The sequence below is a fragment of the Catalinimonas locisalis genome (assembly GCF_038039535.1).
Taxonomy (GTDB): Bacteria; Bacteroidota; Bacteroidia; order Cytophagales; family Cyclobacteriaceae; genus Catalinimonas.
The window spans coordinates 152816-168747 of the sequence record NZ_JBBPHP010000002.1 but is presented as its reverse complement, the minus strand read 5'-3'; the positions used below and the strand labels follow the sequence as shown (position 1 = coordinate 168747).

13 protein-coding genes are annotated in these 15932 nt (G+C 38.8%); 6 read left to right on the top strand and 7 right to left on the bottom strand.

Annotated elements, in window-relative coordinates:
* Nucleotides 1-15: 15 nt before the first annotated feature.
* Entirely contained in the window at nt 16-2115 is a 2100-nt protein-coding gene (locus WJR50_RS04235; protein ID WP_341291985.1) for an OmpA family protein, read from the top strand.
* A 153-nt stretch (nt 2116-2268) separates the two neighbouring features.
* On the top strand, nt 2269-2979 hold the full coding sequence (locus WJR50_RS04230; protein ID WP_341291984.1) for an OmpA family protein: 711 nt from the start codon (nt 2269-2271) through the stop codon (nt 2977-2979).
* On the opposite strand, the gene WJR50_RS04225 is transcribed toward WJR50_RS04230, so the two are convergent.
* Nucleotides 2974-4020, bottom strand: a complete 1047-nt coding sequence (locus WJR50_RS04225) for a tetratricopeptide repeat protein (protein ID WP_341291983.1) — start codon at nt 4018-4020, stop codon at nt 2974-2976. The genes WJR50_RS04230 and WJR50_RS04225 overlap by 6 nt on opposite strands.
* Nucleotides 4004-5560 (bottom strand): M28 family peptidase, encoded by a 1557-nt coding sequence (locus WJR50_RS04220; RefSeq protein WP_341291982.1) that lies wholly within the window; start codon nt 5558-5560, stop codon nt 4004-4006. Before WJR50_RS04220 ends, WJR50_RS04225 begins: the two co-directional genes overlap by 17 nt.
* Nucleotides 5561-5927: 367 nt before the next feature.
* Here WJR50_RS04220 and WJR50_RS04215 point away from each other — a divergent pair, with 367 nt between their 5' ends.
* Complete coding sequence (locus WJR50_RS04215) at nt 5928-6863, top strand: hypothetical protein (protein WP_341291981.1); 936 nt, start codon at nt 5928-5930, stop codon at nt 6861-6863.
* Here the strand turns inward: WJR50_RS04215 and WJR50_RS04210 are convergent.
* From WJR50_RS04210 to WJR50_RS04190, 5 genes are all read right to left on the bottom strand, one after another.
* Nucleotides 6829-7539: a hypothetical protein gene (locus tag WJR50_RS04210; protein WP_341291980.1), complete on the bottom strand. Its 711-nt coding sequence runs from the start codon at nt 7537-7539 to the stop codon at nt 6829-6831. The genes WJR50_RS04215 and WJR50_RS04210 overlap by 35 nt on opposite strands.
* A 14-nt stretch (nt 7540-7553) precedes the next feature.
* The gene (locus WJR50_RS04205) at nt 7554-8873 is read right to left on the bottom strand and encodes an ABC1 kinase family protein (RefSeq protein ID WP_341291979.1); all 1320 of its coding nucleotides are present in this window, start codon (nt 8871-8873) and stop codon (nt 7554-7556) included.
* A 49-nt stretch (nt 8874-8922) separates the two neighbouring features.
* Complete coding sequence (locus tag WJR50_RS04200) at nt 8923-9603, bottom strand: TetR/AcrR family transcriptional regulator (RefSeq protein WP_341291978.1); 681 nt, start codon at nt 9601-9603, stop codon at nt 8923-8925.
* Between the two features lie 173 nt (nt 9604-9776).
* Nucleotides 9777-10685, bottom strand: coding sequence for an aldo/keto reductase (locus tag WJR50_RS04195; protein WP_341291977.1), 909 nt, complete (start codon nt 10683-10685; stop codon nt 9777-9779).
* Nucleotides 10686-10802: 117 nt separating this feature from the next.
* Complete coding sequence (locus tag WJR50_RS04190; RefSeq protein ID WP_341291976.1) at nt 10803-12488, bottom strand: AMP-binding protein; 1686 nt, start codon at nt 12486-12488, stop codon at nt 10803-10805.
* Between the two features lie 479 nt (nt 12489-12967).
* On the opposite strand from WJR50_RS04190, the gene WJR50_RS04185 reads away from it, so the two are divergent.
* The 3 genes from WJR50_RS04185 (at nt 12968) to sufC (ending at nt 15911) form a co-directional block, all read left to right on the top strand.
* The gene (locus tag WJR50_RS04185; protein ID WP_277477865.1) at nt 12968-13435 is read left to right on the top strand and encodes an Lrp/AsnC ligand binding domain-containing protein; all 468 of its coding nucleotides are present in this window, start codon (nt 12968-12970) and stop codon (nt 13433-13435) included.
* Nucleotides 13436-13616: 181 nt separating this feature from the next.
* Nucleotides 13617-15062 (top strand): Fe-S cluster assembly protein SufB, encoded by a 1446-nt coding sequence (gene sufB, locus WJR50_RS04180; RefSeq protein ID WP_341291975.1) that lies wholly within the window; start codon nt 13617-13619, stop codon nt 15060-15062.
* Between the two features lie 87 nt (nt 15063-15149).
* Nucleotides 15150-15911, top strand: coding sequence for a Fe-S cluster assembly ATPase SufC (gene sufC, locus WJR50_RS04175; RefSeq protein WP_341291974.1), 762 nt, complete (start codon nt 15150-15152; stop codon nt 15909-15911).
* The last annotated feature ends 21 nt before the right edge of the window (nt 15912-15932 follow it).

Sequence of the window (15932 nt, the reverse complement as noted above, 5' to 3'; positions counted from 1 at the left end):
TAGATACTCTTTACCATGAAGAAATTTTACTCAATCGTTATATTGATCAGTATCCATAGTGTATTTGCATCTTGTCTGCTAGCGCAAGAAGTAGAGACATTGTGGGCAAACAAAGTTATTGACGTATCATCTTCTTATACACAAGGTTTACTCTTCAAAGAAGGCCTGCGTTATAATAAATATCCTGCAGAAAGAATACTTGGTGCACCTGATGTTTTGCCTGGTAATTTTGGAGACAGCCCAAATGCCTGGGTACCACAAAAGCCTGACCGCAAAGAATTTATTAAAGTTGGCTTTGAATACCCCATAACAATACAGCAAATCGCCATTGCAGAATCCAGAAACCCTGGTGCAATCACTGAAATCTATACCTATGATTTACAAGGCAATGAGGAATTAGTAGCTGAACTGGAAGCGGGTCCTGTCAACAGCAGCGCAAGACTTTATAACGTTTTCATTGACCCTACAGGCTACGAGGTATATTCTATCAAGATAGTAATGGATGGCAGTAAAGTACCAGGCATCAATGCTATAGATGCAGTGGCTATTTCTTCCTCTCCGATTCCGGTAAATGCAGAAATTAACATGGCTGAGAATGTTAATCCCGATCTGGTAACAGAAGAACTTGACTTTAATAGTGAAGAAAACTTTATAAGCCTAAAACCGATTATAGCTCCTGATGGAAACATGTTATTTTTCAGCAGAAGATCTCCCGAGAATGTAGGGGGAGAAACTGATCCGGAGGACATTTGGTACTCTGAAAGAAATCTAAGCACAGATAGTTGGAGTGAACCTAAAAATATTGGTCGTCCCCTAAATAACAAAGGAAGTAATTTTGTCAGCGCCGTAATGGTAGATGACAACAATAATTATGTGCTCTTACTAGGCAATGCATATTTAGAAGATAACAAAATGATTTCTGGTGTTTCTACCAGCACTCAGCAAAGCGATGGGTGGGCTAAACCTGTTCCTTTAAATATTAGTAATTTCTATAACTACGCGATGTCAGCCAATTATTTTCTTTCTAATGACCAGCGTTATCTGCTGATGGCAGTAGAAAGAGACGATACCTACGGAGGACTTGATCTATACATCAGCTTCAAGCAGGGGAGCAATAGCTGGACTGAGCCTATTAACCTGGGAAATCAGATCAACACCCCTGACATAGAATCTTCACCCTTTATTGCTGCAGATGATTCTACATTGTTCTTTTCTTCCAGGGGATATAGCGGATTTGGAGGAGAAGATGTATATGTTTCCTATAGACTTGATGACAGCTGGCAAAACTGGTCTGAGCCCCAAAACCTTGGCTCCGATATTAATTCTTCACGTGACGATACCTTCTTCAACATCGGGCTTAATGAAGAATATGCTTACCTCACACGCGGCAAAATAGATCAGGCAAACCTTTACCGGGTTACTATGCCGATCTTTACAAAACCGGCAGTACCAGCTAACCAATACCTGGTGCAGGGTTTGGTATACAATGTAAAGAACAATATGCCGGTGGATGCTGAAATTATTATTACTCCTGTCTCTGGAAGTGGAGATAATATTGCCGAACAAAGTCAGGAAGATGGAAACTACTCACTTACCCTGCCCCCTGGTGAATATGAAATATCCGCTAGAAAAGATGGTTATACCAGTGTGGATCCTCAAAGAATGGACCTAAATACGCTTGATAATGATGGCGACAGAATAGTATTCAGAGATCTCTATCTGATTCGTGATTTCCGGGATGTTGATATTAAAGATGAGTTGCTTACAAATCGTGCTGCGATAGCTGCTGAAGAAGTATTGTTTGATATCAATCAGGCTACATTAAGCAAAAGAGCTTATCGGCAATTGCAAAGGGTAGCCGAATTTATGAATGAAAACCCCAATGCCAATCTACTAATTACTGGGCATACCTGCGATCTTGGAAGAAGTCAATTCAATTTGAATTTGTCTAGAAAAAGAGCCGAAGCAGTTGCAAGCTTCCTGGAAAGACAAGGAATTTCTCCCCTTAGACTCAATACTAGAGGTTATGGGGAAAGTGAACCTTTAGTTCAAAACTCAAATCCTGCTAATCGTAAAATCAACAGAAGAGTTGAATTCACGGTAAGAGATAATTAATTTCTATAAAAAAATTATTATAAGCCTTCTTTAAGAAAGAGGGCTTTTTTTATGTGTGTACTAAATTATATAATTATATAAATAATATATTTTACTATTTTAATAAATTTACTATCAAAATGAAAACTGAATGTCAATTCAATAAGACTCAATATGTATCGGATAAAGTATTATACTATTGTGGTTGTTTTCATGCTGATACAAGGCAGCTTCCAGTTTACAATGGCAAACAACGATGAGGAAGTATTGGTAAGGCTTGAGGGCAAAATTTTAGATGCAGCTACTTTGGAGCCGGTTTCTGCAAAGCTTATCTACAAAATGATTCCATCAGGCAGTGTTACCGGAATCAGAATGTTTTCAAATGAAAGCGGAGAATATTTAGTTCAGCTCCAAAAATATCATAAGTATAGAATTGAAGTAAGTTCTGATGATTATCAGCCACTTGAAATTGAGCTGAGTACTGAGAATGATAAAGTGATTCAAAATGACTTTCACCTGTACAAAATTCCCAAAAAAGGAGAAGTATTTGATCTTTCAGACAAAATCTACTTTGAACGAGGTAAGTTTATCATTAATGAGGCTTCCATACCAACTCTACAGGCTCTGGCTGATATTATGCAGGACCATCCGGAAATGAAGATTCGTCTGGAAGGACATACGGATAGGGGCACTCTAAAATCATTATTCAACTTATCAGAAAACCGTGTAGAAGAAGTTAAACGCTACCTGGTAGAAGTAAGCGGGGTAGACAAAAAGAGAATTAAGACTAAGGCTTTTGGGGGTACCAGGCCAATTTCTAACGATATCACAGCTAAGGCCAGGCAGAAAAACAGAAGAGTAGAGGTAAGAGTCATTCAGCTATAGGCAGTGCTGCTGGTATATGCTATCAACTTCCGGAATATTTTCTAACTTGGCAGTATTCAGCGCATTACACGCTTGTTCATCTTCCCCTGTTTTGATCAATGCAAGGCCCAGATAATAGTGAGCTTTGTCAGTGCGTTCATTCATAGACAAAGATTGCTTGAGGGAACGTACAGCTTCTTCTGCCTGACCGGCTTTCAGATAATAATACCCTTTGTTCCGATAGGCATAACTATTTTGAGCATCCAGCTTTATGCTCTGATTAATATCAGACCTGGCCTCCTCAAGGCTATCCATCATCAAAAATAGATACCCACGATTGTTTAAGAAATAGGGTTGATAGGGAGCTAACTCCAGAGCCTTGTTAAATGCAATTAATGCCTCTTGATAATTTTCTTCTTCAGTAAAAATTAATCCCTTCACATTGTAAGCATTAGCCTCTTTGATATCTAGCAAAAGCGCTTTTTCAATATCTTTTTTAGCCAAATCTAAATGCTGCTGATAGTAATATACAGTTCCTCTATTGACAAATGCTTCTGCATTGGTGGAGTCTAGCAAAATTGCCTGATTCATGGCTTGAATCGCGCTTTCATACTCACCTGCCTCGCTCAGAGTCAGGCCTTTGGTAAAAAAAACATAAGCAGAATCTGGATAGTATTTTTGGACACTATCCAGATCCTGTATACTTTCTTTAAGTTTTCCTAGCTGATAATAAGCATTAGCTCTATTATAAAAAGCATCGGCAAAACTTCCCTTTAAATTAATCGCTTGAGTGTAATCCAATACAGCTTTTCCATGTTTACCTTCTTCATAAAGCGCTATGCCCCGATTGTTATAAGCATCCGCAAAAGTTGAGTCAATGGCTATGGCTTCGTTATAGTATCGTATAGCTTCACCATATTCTCCTTCATTGAGCTTAATATTAGCTTTTACAAAAAACGAGTCCCTCTCGCGTTTAGGGTTATTCTCGCAAGCAAATAATAAACAAATGCTACAAATGATGCTGATTAGATTTATTGCTTTCACTTTATTCTCCTGCAACATCAACTTCAATTCTTTTATCCTGATTGGCAAGTTTCCAAGCTGTATAAAATACTAATCTTGCTCTCTGTTCCAGTAAATCATACCTGATCTTGTCGGGAGTATCACTAGGCTGATGGTAATCTTCATGCACTCCATTGAAGTAAAAAATGATCGGTACTTTATTCTTGGCAAAATTGTAATGATCAGAGCGATAATAAAAGCGGTTAGGATCATCAAAAGCATTGTACTTATAATCTAAAATGAGATTGGTGTAGGTGGCGTTCGCCTCTTCGTTGATCCTATGCAGTTCGGTACTCAGACGATCAGAACCAATTACATATACATAGTTTGGGTTATTTTCATGTTCCACATCTACCCTTCCAATCATATCAATATTTAGATTAGCTATTGTTTGCTCAAGTGGTATTACCGGATTGCTGGTATAATACTCCGAGCCTAATAGTCCTTTTTCTTCCCCGGATACATTCATAAATAAAAGGCTACGACGCGGGCCATTTCCATTTGCTTTAGCCTGAGCAAAAGCTTCTGCAATCTCCAAAACGGCTACGGTTCCACTACCATCATCATCTGCACCATTATATATCTGGCCATCAGTAGTCCCTACATGATCGTAATGTGAAGTGATGACAATAACCTCATCTTTCAGGTCGCTTCCTTCAATAAAGGCTAGTACGTTTGAGGTATTGATTTTTTGATCATCTTTCTTCAGTTTGAGCTGAATATCAGTCTTGATATCAAATGATTTTGACCTTCCTTTCTTACTGATCTTGTTTTTTATCTTCTCCAGATCTTTGTTTCCGAGTATTACCTGAGCCATTTTAGGAGAAACAAAAATAAAATTGGTATTGATCTCAGGTGCATTGTCAGGTAACATCATGGAGGGCATCTGCATATAAGCGCCATATCTGCGCGCATTTGAAGCAAAGTTTTCATCTATCATCATCACAATACTCGCTCCTTTCTCAGCTGCAATTTCCTGCTTGGTACGCATACTCGCAGAAAAATTAGAAGTAAACCTGGATTTATCCGTAGTACCGGTGACAAAGTAGGTACTATCGGCAGACATAGGCTCTCCTGAAAGAATCATAACAGCATTGCCTTCGATTTCCAGTTTTTCATAATCGTTGTACTTTTCACTCTCAATGCCATAACCGGCAAAAGTGATCCGGTCTATTTCTTCACCCATTGACTGGTTCATACGAGGAAAACCATAAAAATCGTTGACAAAACTAAACTCCTGCCCATTCACTTCTATGGTTGGTGTATTCCACCTGGACTCAAGTACGGGAAACATTTGCTGGTATTTTCCACCATCAACTATTCCCTCAAGTTGATTTTCCTGATAGTGGTTAATTAAATATTCGGCTGCCATTTTTAATTCATCAGAACCAGTATCTCTTCCTCCAAATGAATCGGAGGCAAAAGTGTATAGATGTTCTTCCAGTTCTTCGGCAGTAATTGTATTACCAAATTCAAGTGCTACAGAATCTATTGACTGTTGAGCACAAAGATTTAAACTTATAGAAAGAAACAACGCCATGAGCGTCAAAGCTTTTCTCATCATTCTCATATTCTTATTTTTTGTAAAACTTAAAGCTAAAAGCTTAACAAATTGTGATAGCAAATTACTCATTTCATCAAGATTACTTTTGATTATATGACAAATTGTAAATATACACCTCCATCTAAAAGTTTCTGTTCGAATAGATTTCATTTGACAAAGTTTTAAACACTGCCCTTAGCACATGAATTAGCCTGTCTGAGATGAGTTCAATTTTATCCCCTTATTTTCTTTTTACTTTAAAATTGTCAGCGTTAATTTGACTTAAATTCTATTCAATGCGCTGATCGGAAAGTGTACGGACTCTGAAGATTCTATAGACCTCAAAAATATCAAACCAGATCATATGAAGCTATTCCCTTTATTTCTCATGCTCTTTACTTTACTTTCTGGCTTAGCAAGTTGTCAGGATAATGAAGAAAATACTACCGACAACGAAGAAGTTACTTCACAAATTTTTGGACAGGCGGAGGATTTAGGCGAATTATCTGATGATAGGATTGAGGAAGCTTCAGGAATTGCTGCCAGCAGCAAAGTTGAAGATGCATTGTGGGTGCACAATGACAGCGGCAATGATCCTGAATTATTTCTAATCAGTACTCAGGCAAAAATATTAAAGACTTTTTATATCAAGGATATTGAAAACAGAGACTGGGAGGATATTGCACTAGGGCCAGGGCCAATAAAGGGGCAGACTTATCTCTATCTGGGTGAAATCGGGGATAACAATACTCAATACAAAGAAAAATACATTTACAGGCTGGCTGAACCAGAAGTTGATAGTAATGCCGGAACTGTTGATACAATCAAAAGCGTAGATATCATTACTTTTCAATACCCTGAATCCACTCAAAATGCTGAAGCATTGCTAATTGACCCTATCAGCAAGGACATTTATATCATTGCTAAAAATTTGGAAAACCCTGCCATTTACCGTTTACCCTTTGTCCAGCAAGATACAACAGCCATCGCGACCCTGGAAAAAACCGGCTTGCTAAACATTGAGTCTAAAGGGCCGCCCAATTTGGTTACTGCAGCAGACATCAGTAAAGATGGTCTTGAAGTACTGGTAAAAACTTACGGAGCCATTTACTATTGGAAACGGGAAGGTGAACAAACTTCAATTTCATCTTTGCTGCAAACTAAACCTGATACCATAGCTTATGTGCCGGAGCCGCAGGGAGAAGCCATCACTTTCACTTCGGAAGGGGATGGATTCTATACTCTTAGCGAAAAACGTTTTGGCATCATCCCTCACCTTTTTTTCTATCCGCGGGAGTAGCCTGGGGTGATAATACATTATCAAGTTTAATAATGGTTAAAGGCGTCCCCGGACCACCATTTGTTCCCTCAAACTTTAAGAAAAGTCCACTTTCCATCTCATACCAGCAATGTGCTGACCATAGTTTGGATAATAACATTCCGTCCAGAGTGAGTTTGACTTTGATTGCCTGATACTGCTCACCGGAAAGCGCTAAAATTTCTTTCCCAACTTTTTCTGCTCTGAATTCAATCGGATCAAGGTCAGAAGACAACTTGAGTGTCCAAAACACCAGTTCTTCTTCGCTTCCGGTAACCCACTGACTTAGACCATGATCCAGTTTGTTGATCCAGCGTTTTTCATCAATTTCAACAGTTTTGTCGACTTTTTCCCCTTTAAATATTCCTTGTATGTGGATTTGGTCGCCTTCTCTTACCGCCTCAAAATCATGTTTATCTTTTTCATCATTGTGTTGCCATTTCTGTGTATGACCGGATGGAGTAAAAATATGACGCGAGTATGTATCCGCATCAGTAAATACGAGTTCCTGCCCATTTGGCAAAGAGGAGATACTGATGTTCAGATGTTTTTTTTCATCCCCTGTCACTTCAAGATACTCAATCTCCTGAGCCAAACCAGTGCCTGTGCTTACTACACATACCCCAGCAAGTACAAAAAGCAAAGAACTTAAACGCATAAACAGACAATTATTTAAGCCTCCTGAACCTGTAACCATTCGGGCTTTCGGGTGACCACTTTTGCTTGCAGCGCGTTGAGTAAATTGTACAAACCAAAATAAGTACGATTAATGTACAGGGCATCCCGCGGACCACGAGCAGTTCGCGACTCCCTTACTTCTTTCATATTGGACACTTTTTCACTCAAAGCAAAAATCTGCTGAAAATATGAATCGTCGGCAAAATCAAATTCTTCGTGATGAAAAGGCTTACCCAGCAAACCTATCATTTCTTTGAAAATTCCCTTAAAAAGCTTCTTGTCCTGCTCACTATCTCTGTCATTGATAAACTGCAAATCATAAAAGATATCATCCAGTTCCTGCTCATTGATAAGCATATCTTTACGAATCAGTTTAAAGTACTTTTGATAAAAATCATCAGGAATTACTTTGACACAACCAAAATCAATAATACCGAGCGTGCCATCTTCTCTCATCAAAAAGTTACCTGGATGGGGATCAGCATGTACTTGCTGCAGCTGATGAATCTGAAAATCATAAAAGTCCCAAAGTGCCTGCCCGATACTGTTACGGACTTCCTGAGAAGGATTATCCTGCAAAAACTCTTTCATATGCTTTCCTTCCAACCAATCCATGGTAATGATCTTTTCACAAGATAATTCCGGATAGTAGTTAGGGAAGTACAGGTTTTCTATATGGCCACACTGCTCAGATATTTCAACAGAACGCCTAAGTTCCAGGTCATAATCAGTTTCCTCCAAAAGTTTGGACTCTACTTCTTCCATATAGTGATCCAAATCTCGTTCGTTGATATTGAACAGGCGGATGGCAAAAGGCTTAACAATTTTTAGATCTGAGCTTACACTATCGGCAACTCCTGGATACTGGATTTTTACAGCTAGTGTCTTACCATCCAAGGTCGCTTCGTGTACCTGCCCTATTGAAGCCGCATTTTTAGCGTTTTTGCTGAATGTGTCATAAAGTTGCTCTGGTGATTTACCAAAGTACTTATTAAACGTTTTGACAACCAATGGAAATGATAGAGGTGGCGCACTGTACTGAGCCATGGCAAAGCGGTCTCCATAAGCAGTAGGCAGTAGATTTTTGTCCATGCTCATCATTTGCAGCACTTTCAGTGCGCTACCTTTGAGTTCACTTAGCCCTTCATATATATCCTCAGCATTGTCCAAGTGCAGACCTTCTCGGGAATGCTGTGGGTTAAATGCTCTTTTTGCATAATATTTTACATAATTGCCTCCTACTTTGGCTCCGGTACGCACAAATCTGCTTGCCCTCTGCACTTTAGAGGTAGGTATTCTTGATTGCTCCTTCATTATTTTCTAATGCTTATGGTGAATAATTTGAGATGGACCTGGTATTTTTTTACTTACGACCCTGATAAAGAAAACGAGCAAAGTCAAAGGCTGCATCCAATGCACTTCGGCTCATCAAATCAAATGACAAGTTAACTGCCTTTTCAATTGCTGCATCGGTACGCTCAAACCCCTGGCTGTCATCATTGACCCAAAACTTTAGTACAAACAAAAGTTGCTGCCATAAGCCTTCGTCGTAGCGGTTACCCACGATGGGCCGGTCAACAATCTCTTCTGTCTCTTTTCCTTCAGATAACAATTCATTGGCATAATCAAGAAAAGACGACTTAAAAGCACTGAGAAAATCAGTATTGGTTCTCATCAAACCTTTTCTTTTGACCTGACCTACAGAATAAGTGACATAGCTACGGTTATCTTTGAGCACCTCTATCCAGGTATAGTAGAATGCTAGCAGCTTTTCTCTCACTGTATACTCATTATAGACGCTCTCACTCCTAATTCTTGAGAGCGTCTCATCCAGATAGCCTTTCCATACATCTTTATCTATTGCAGAAAAGGAATTATAATAATCGTAAAAAACGCCTTCTTTCATTTTAAGCCCCTTCATAAATTGATAAACTGAAGCAGGCTGTTTGCCATGTTCAAGAAGGTAGTCTACATATGCATCCTTTATTTTGGAGGATTTATCAGTATTAGCTTTATTGCTTTTTTTTGCTGTTGAATTTTCCATGCTTTAATAACTGCATTTGATCAAATAAAGTTGACTAAAGAGTATAAAAAATGTTTAATATTCAACACGTACTTATTAAACAAAATGTTATGATTATTTTACCATTCTCAACTAAATAAAAAAAAGCAGTACCATTTTTTTAGGCACCGTTCTCAATTCTAACCTGACCAGAACTAAGGTATTTGCCCTCCTGCTGCAGACCATAACTTAAACCATTCCTCTCTGGTTAGCTGTATATTTTCTGATACCGCTGCTGCACGCATTCTTTCTATTTTTCTCGTGCCTAAAATAGGGAGAAGCTTAGCAGGGTGATGATATAGCCAGGCAAGGGCAAGTTGGTCATAGCCTGCGTTGTCATACTTCTGGCTTAGTTCATCCATAACTTTGTGTAACGCTTCATTTTCTTTACTCTTGCTAAAAAGAGAACCTCCCCCAAAAGGTGACCAGGCCATAGGAGACCTTTTATATTGCATCAGATAATCTATATTACCATCCAGCATTGCATCTCTTTTCAATAGAGAGACCTCAAGTTGATTGGTGACCAATGGCATTCTTAAGCGGGATTGCAGGAGTTCAAACTGGTGCACAGTAAAATTAGAAACCCCGAAATGAAAAACTTTACCATGTTCATTGAGCAACATAAAGGCCTCAGCAATTTCATCAGGATGCATCAATGGGTTAGGACGATGGAGCAAGAGTAAATCTATATGCTCTAGTCCCATTACTTTTAAAGAATTTTCTACTGAATCAATAATATGCTGCTTGGTAGTATCGTAATGTTTAAAATGGTGAGAAGGACGCTTATCTGAGACTAGTTTGATCCCACATTTTGTCACTATCTCAATATTATATTTGAGTGAAGGGTTTAGTTCCAGTGCCTTACCAAATAGTGTTTCACTTCCATAGTTCCCATATATATCAGCTTCATCAAAAGTGGTAATTCCCAAATCCACACACTCTTCTATCAGGCTAAGTGTCTCCTGTGGTGACAAGGGAGGATCATCTAAAAGTCTCCAGGTTCCCATGACTAAGCGAGAAAATTCAGGCCCATCAGAGCAAAGTTTAATTCTGTTAACGCTCATACTTTGGTTGGTTTATTCATGTAAAAGAGTGTTGCTAAAGTTAATGCGCAGGAATAAAAAAAGCATGAAGTTTTACCTCATGCTTCTTCCACTCCAGACTTTATTTTTGAAAATAATTTAGACCTTCGTTTCCCCTTCTTTCAATAGTCTTCTCAGGATTTTACCCACATTTGATTTCGGTAACTCATCCCGGAATTCAATGAACTTGGGCACTTTGTAAGGCGTCATGTTCTCTTTACAATAGTCTTTTAGTTCCTGAGCAGTCAAGCTGGGATCTTTTTTTACCACACATATCTTAACTACTTCGGTAGACTTATCATCAGGTACTCCAATAGCGCCTACTTCCAGCACCTTGGGGTGAGCAGCTACAGTATTTTCAATGTCGTTGGGGTATACATTGAAGCCAGAAACATTAATCATTTCTTTTTTCCTGTCTATGATCTTTACAAAACCGTCCTCATCCATGATACCTATATCTCCGGTTTTAAACCAGCCATCTTTACTAAAAGCGTTTTTGCTCTCTTCCTCCTTTTCCCAGTAGCCTGCCATTACCTGCGGCCCTTTGGCATAAATTTCACCAGCTTCTCCGATGGGTACTTCCTGTTCATTATCATCAGCAATGATAAGCCCTGTGCTTGGTACTGGCAATCCAATGGTTCCGATTCTTTCTTTTCCATCTATTCTATTAGTAGTTAATACAGGAGAAGTTTCCGTGAGGCCATATCCTTCAGAAATTGCTACTCCAGTTACCTGCTTGAATTTTTCCGCCACAACCTTTTGTACAGCCATACCCCCGGCACTCGCTACTTTTAAGGAGCTAAAATCAAGCTTTACAAATTCGGGTTGATTGAGTAAAGCATTATACAGGGTATTTACACCCGTCATGACACTAAAAGGATATTTTTTGAGGTCTTTGAGAAATGCTTTCATATCCCTGGGATTTGTAATCAGGATATTTTTAGCGCCTAGTTTTAGCATGGCCAGGCAGTTTACAGTAAAAGCATAAATATGATACAGGGGCAGAGCAGTAATAATTACTTCCTGTCTTTCTTCAAGCCTGACCTTCATCCATATCACCATCTGCTCTATATTTGCAACCAGATTGGTATGCGAAAGTACTGCTCCTTTTGATATACCTGTAGTTCCACCAGTATACTGTAGACACGCCGTATCACTTCCTTTAACTTCGGGTTTTGTTAAAGTATAATTCCCTCCCCTTTTCAGAGCGTCATTCAATTTGATAGCTTTTGGGAGATGGTATGAAGGTACCATTTTCTTGACGTGCTTTACCACAAGATTGACCAGCGGCTTCTTCAGTCCGCCCAACCGATCTCCAATTTCTGTGATAATTACATGCTCAATAGCAGTTTTTGCAATGATTTTTTCCAGATTACAAGCGAAATTAGCCAATATCACAATGGCCTTGGCACCAGAATCTTTGAACTGATGCTCCATTTCTCTGGAAGTGTACAAGGGGTTAGTATTTACTATTATGAGCCCTGCTCTCAGTGCTCCAAAAGCCACGATGGGATACTGCAGAAGATTTGGTAATTGAATAGCAATACGATCTCCTTTCTGCAAACCAAGCTCCTGCTGCAAAAAGGCCCCAAATTGTGCTGACTGTTCCTCTAGTTCTTTAAAACTAATACCCTTGCCCATACACTCATAGGCAATCAGATCATGGTATTTGCTAAAGCACTCTTCAAAAAGCTCTATCAATGACTCATATTCATGAGGATTAATATCCTTAGGTACACCTTCAGGATAGTTTTTTAGCCAAGGTAACTCTTCTTTAACATTCATGTCAGTAGCTTAATTATTTTAAATAATTAAATCGTTGTGCTAATAATATGAATATTATTTAAAATTTTCTAATGGAATTATTATAATTCGGAAGGATTGCAAACCTCAGGCTTTTTGAGAGTTTTCAAAAGAAGGTTATGAACCAAAAAAGGCCATGAAAACTCATGGCCTTTTTTGAAAACAACATTAACCCAAAAAATGAAGTGCTGTAGGGGAAGGACTCGAACCTCCACGGAGCGGTTAGCCCAAAAAGGGTTTATTCCGTTGTCTCCACCCTCGAGACGGGAGGGCATGTCTGCCAGTTTCATCACCCTACAGTGTCAGTTGTAGATTGAAGGATACGTTTATCCCCCAGTTCATGTGCTAAATTAATATTTAATCTTTCAACTTAAAAAAAATTTAATAAATTTGAATAAAATTTATATATGTCGTAATTTTAAGCTGTTTAAATTAAACCAAACCTAATTTGCCCCATCAAAATGAGCAAAAATTTAGAAATTGATAACATCGACCTTAAGATTCTTGCGCTCCTATCTGAAGATGCAAAAATTCCCTACACCGAAATAGCTAAAAAAGTCTATGTATCGGGAGGAACCGTCCATGTTCGAATGCGCAAAATGGAAGAAATGGGAATCGTCAGAGGTACGACGCTAAACATGGACTACTCTAAGTTAGGCTACGATATTACTGCTTTTTTGGGAATTTACCTGGAGAAGAGTTCTTTGTATAATCAGGTAGTGGATGAGCTTAAAAAAGTACCCGAAGTAGTCAAAATTCATTATACTACCGGCAACTATAGCATCTTCATAAAAATCCATTGTCGTGACACTAAACATCTCAGAGAAGTACTTCACGACAAAATTCAAAAAATTGACGGAATTGTACGCACTGAGACCCTCATCTCATTGGAAGAAAGTCTTAACCGTCACATTCAGCTTGGTGAATAAATAATAAATTTTGAACTGTAACACTGCTTGTTTAAATTCGTTCCAAATAAGTGACAAGCGGACTAGCTCCTAATTTGTGTTTTACTTTCAAATTATGAAATAAGTATGGGAACGTTTAGCGCTTATGCATGTTACCCATATGTACAAGTCTTCAGAAATATTTGTTTACCAATAAATAACTATGAGCAAGGACAACCAGATTCTTGAGGAATTTACCAATTCAGATTATAAATACGGCTTTGAATCCAAAATTGAATCTGATTCAGCCCCCAAAGGCCTTAATGAAGATATCATCAGATTCATTTCTGCTAAAAAAGAAGAGCCTGAGTGGCTTTTAGAATGGCGACTTAAGGCCTATCGTCATTGGCTTACCATGAAAGAGCCTACATGGCATAATGTTAAATACCCTGAGATAGACTATCAGGATATCATTTATTATGCAGCCCCTAAACAGAAAGTAAAGCCTAAAAGTCTGGATGAAGTAGACCCGGAATTGCTTGATACTTTTAAGCGCCTGGGCATTTCCTTACAAGAACAGAAAAGACTTACCGGTGTAGCTGTTGATGCTGTTATGGATAGCGTATCGGTAGCTACCACATTCAAAGAAAAGCTTGGTGATCTGGGGATTATCTTCTGCTCTTTCAGTGAAGCTGTACATAATCATCCTGAACTGGTAAAAAAATATATTGGATCTGTAGTTCCTCAAAATGATAACTACTTTGCGGCACTCAACTCAGCAGTGTTTAGTGATGGTTCTTTCTGTTATATACCTAAAGGAGTAAGATGTCCGATGGAACTGTCTACTTACTTCCGTATCAATGCTGCCAATACAGGGCAATTTGAACGTACACTTATTGTAGCGGAAGAAGGTTCTTATGTAAGCTACTTAGAAGGTTGTACCGCTCCTCAGCGCGACGAAAACCAACTGCATGCCGCAGTAGTAGAAATCTATGCTGCTAAAGATGCTGAAGTGAAATATTCTACCGTACAGAACTGGTACCCTGGTGACAAGAATGGAAAGGGTGGAATTTACAATTTTGTAACCAAGCGGGGAATCTGTTCAGGTGACAATTCTAAAATCTCCTGGACACAGGTAGAAACTGGTTCTTCTGTTACCTGGAAGTATCCCAGCTGTATCCTTAAGGGGGATAATTCAATCGGAGAATTTTATTCTGTAGCAGTTACCAATAATTATCAGCAGGCTGATACTGGTACTAAAATGATACACATTGGTAAAAATACCAAGAGCCGTATTGTTTCAAAAGGAGTATCTGCCGGTCATAGTCAAAATAGTTATCGCGGACTGGTAAGGGTAATGAAGAGAGCTGATAATGCTCGTAATTTTTCTCAGTGTGACTCTCTTTTAATGGGTAATAAATGTGGTGCACACACTTTCCCATATATTGAGTCTGACAATAATACTGCACATATAGAACACGAGGCTACTACTTCTAAAATTGGTGAGGATCAGATTTTCTACTGTAACCAGCGAGGCATTGATGAAGAAGATGCCGTGGCCCTGATTGTTAACGGTTACTGTAAAGAAGTACTAAATCAGTTACCTATGGAGTTTGCGGTAGAAGCGCAAAAATTATTGGCACTTACTCTGGAAGGTAGCGTAGGCTAATCAAACGTATTTAATCTTATTATTATATGAAATCAGAAGGATATTACCTTCTGATTTTGTTTATAACACACACACATTAGTTGGAAGATGCTGAAGATAAATAACCTTAAAGCAAAAATAGAAGATAAAGATATCCTTAAAGGTATCAATCTGGAAGTAAAAGCAGGTGAGGTCCATGCGATCATGGGACCTAATGGTTCAGGAAAAAGTACTCTGGCCTCAGTTTTGGCTGGAAGAGAAGATTTTGAAGTTACCGAAGGTAGCATAGAATACCTTGGTAATGACCTACTGGAAATGGACCCCGAAGAACGTGCACGTGAAGGTATATTTCTCGCGTTTCAATACCCGGTTGAGATTCCCGGTGTGAGTACGACAAATTTCTTAAAAACTGCGATTAACCAGATCAGGCAACACAAAGGCCTAGACCCTCTGGATGCAGTTTCATTTCTTAAGGCCATGAAAGAAAAGATGAAGCTGGTAGAGATAGACCAGTCCTTACTTAGTCGTTCTTTGAATGAAGGTTTTTCTGGGGGTGAAAAGAAAAGAAATGAGATTTTCCAAATGGCGATGCTTGAGCCTAAGCTATCCATTTTAGATGAAACTGATTCAGGATTGGATATAGATGCACTTCGTATCGTGGCTAATGGAGTAAATAAGCTTAAAAATAAAGATAACGCTACAATAGTAGTTACTCACTACCAGCGTCTTCTTGAGTACATCATTCCTGATTACGTACATGTGCTTTATAATGGTAGAATTGTGAAGTCGGGAACCAAAGAGCTAGCCCTGGAACTTGAAGACAAAGGATACGACTGGATCAAAGAGATCGCCGATAAGGCTGTTGCTTAATTTTTTTGAACGTTTAAAGCA

Excerpts from the sequence above, each read along its gene's own strand:
- WJR50_RS04235 (WP_341291985.1), top strand. The coding sequence starts at position 16 with ATGAAGAAATTTTACTCAATCGTTATATTGATCAGTATCCATAGTGTA.
- WJR50_RS04230 (WP_341291984.1), top strand. The coding sequence starts at position 2,269 with ATGTATCGGATAAAGTATTATACTATTGTGGTTGTTTTCATGCTGATA.
- WJR50_RS04225 (WP_341291983.1), bottom strand. The coding sequence starts at position 4,020 with ATGTTGCAGGAGAATAAAGTGAAAGCAATAAATCTAATCAGCATCATT.
- WJR50_RS04220 (WP_341291982.1), bottom strand. The coding sequence starts at position 5,560 with ATGGCGTTGTTTCTTTCTATAAGTTTAAATCTTTGTGCTCAACAGTCA.
- WJR50_RS04215 (WP_341291981.1), top strand. The coding sequence starts at position 5,928 with ATGAAGCTATTCCCTTTATTTCTCATGCTCTTTACTTTACTTTCTGGC.
- WJR50_RS04210 (WP_341291980.1), bottom strand. The coding sequence starts at position 7,539 with ATGCGTTTAAGTTCTTTGCTTTTTGTACTTGCTGGGGTATGTGTAGTA.
- WJR50_RS04205 (WP_341291979.1), bottom strand. The coding sequence starts at position 8,873 with ATGAAGGAGCAATCAAGAATACCTACCTCTAAAGTGCAGAGGGCAAGC.
- WJR50_RS04200 (WP_341291978.1), bottom strand. The coding sequence starts at position 9,603 with ATGGAAAATTCAACAGCAAAAAAAAGCAATAAAGCTAATACTGATAAA.
- WJR50_RS04195 (WP_341291977.1), bottom strand. The coding sequence starts at position 10,685 with ATGAGCGTTAACAGAATTAAACTTTGCTCTGATGGGCCTGAATTTTCT.
- WJR50_RS04190 (WP_341291976.1), bottom strand. The coding sequence starts at position 12,488 with ATGAATGTTAAAGAAGAGTTACCTTGGCTAAAAAACTATCCTGAAGGT.
- WJR50_RS04185 (WP_277477865.1), top strand. The coding sequence starts at position 12,968 with ATGAGCAAAAATTTAGAAATTGATAACATCGACCTTAAGATTCTTGCG.
- sufB (WP_341291975.1), top strand. The coding sequence starts at position 13,617 with ATGAGCAAGGACAACCAGATTCTTGAGGAATTTACCAATTCAGATTAT.
- sufC (WP_341291974.1), top strand. The coding sequence starts at position 15,150 with ATGCTGAAGATAAATAACCTTAAAGCAAAAATAGAAGATAAAGATATC.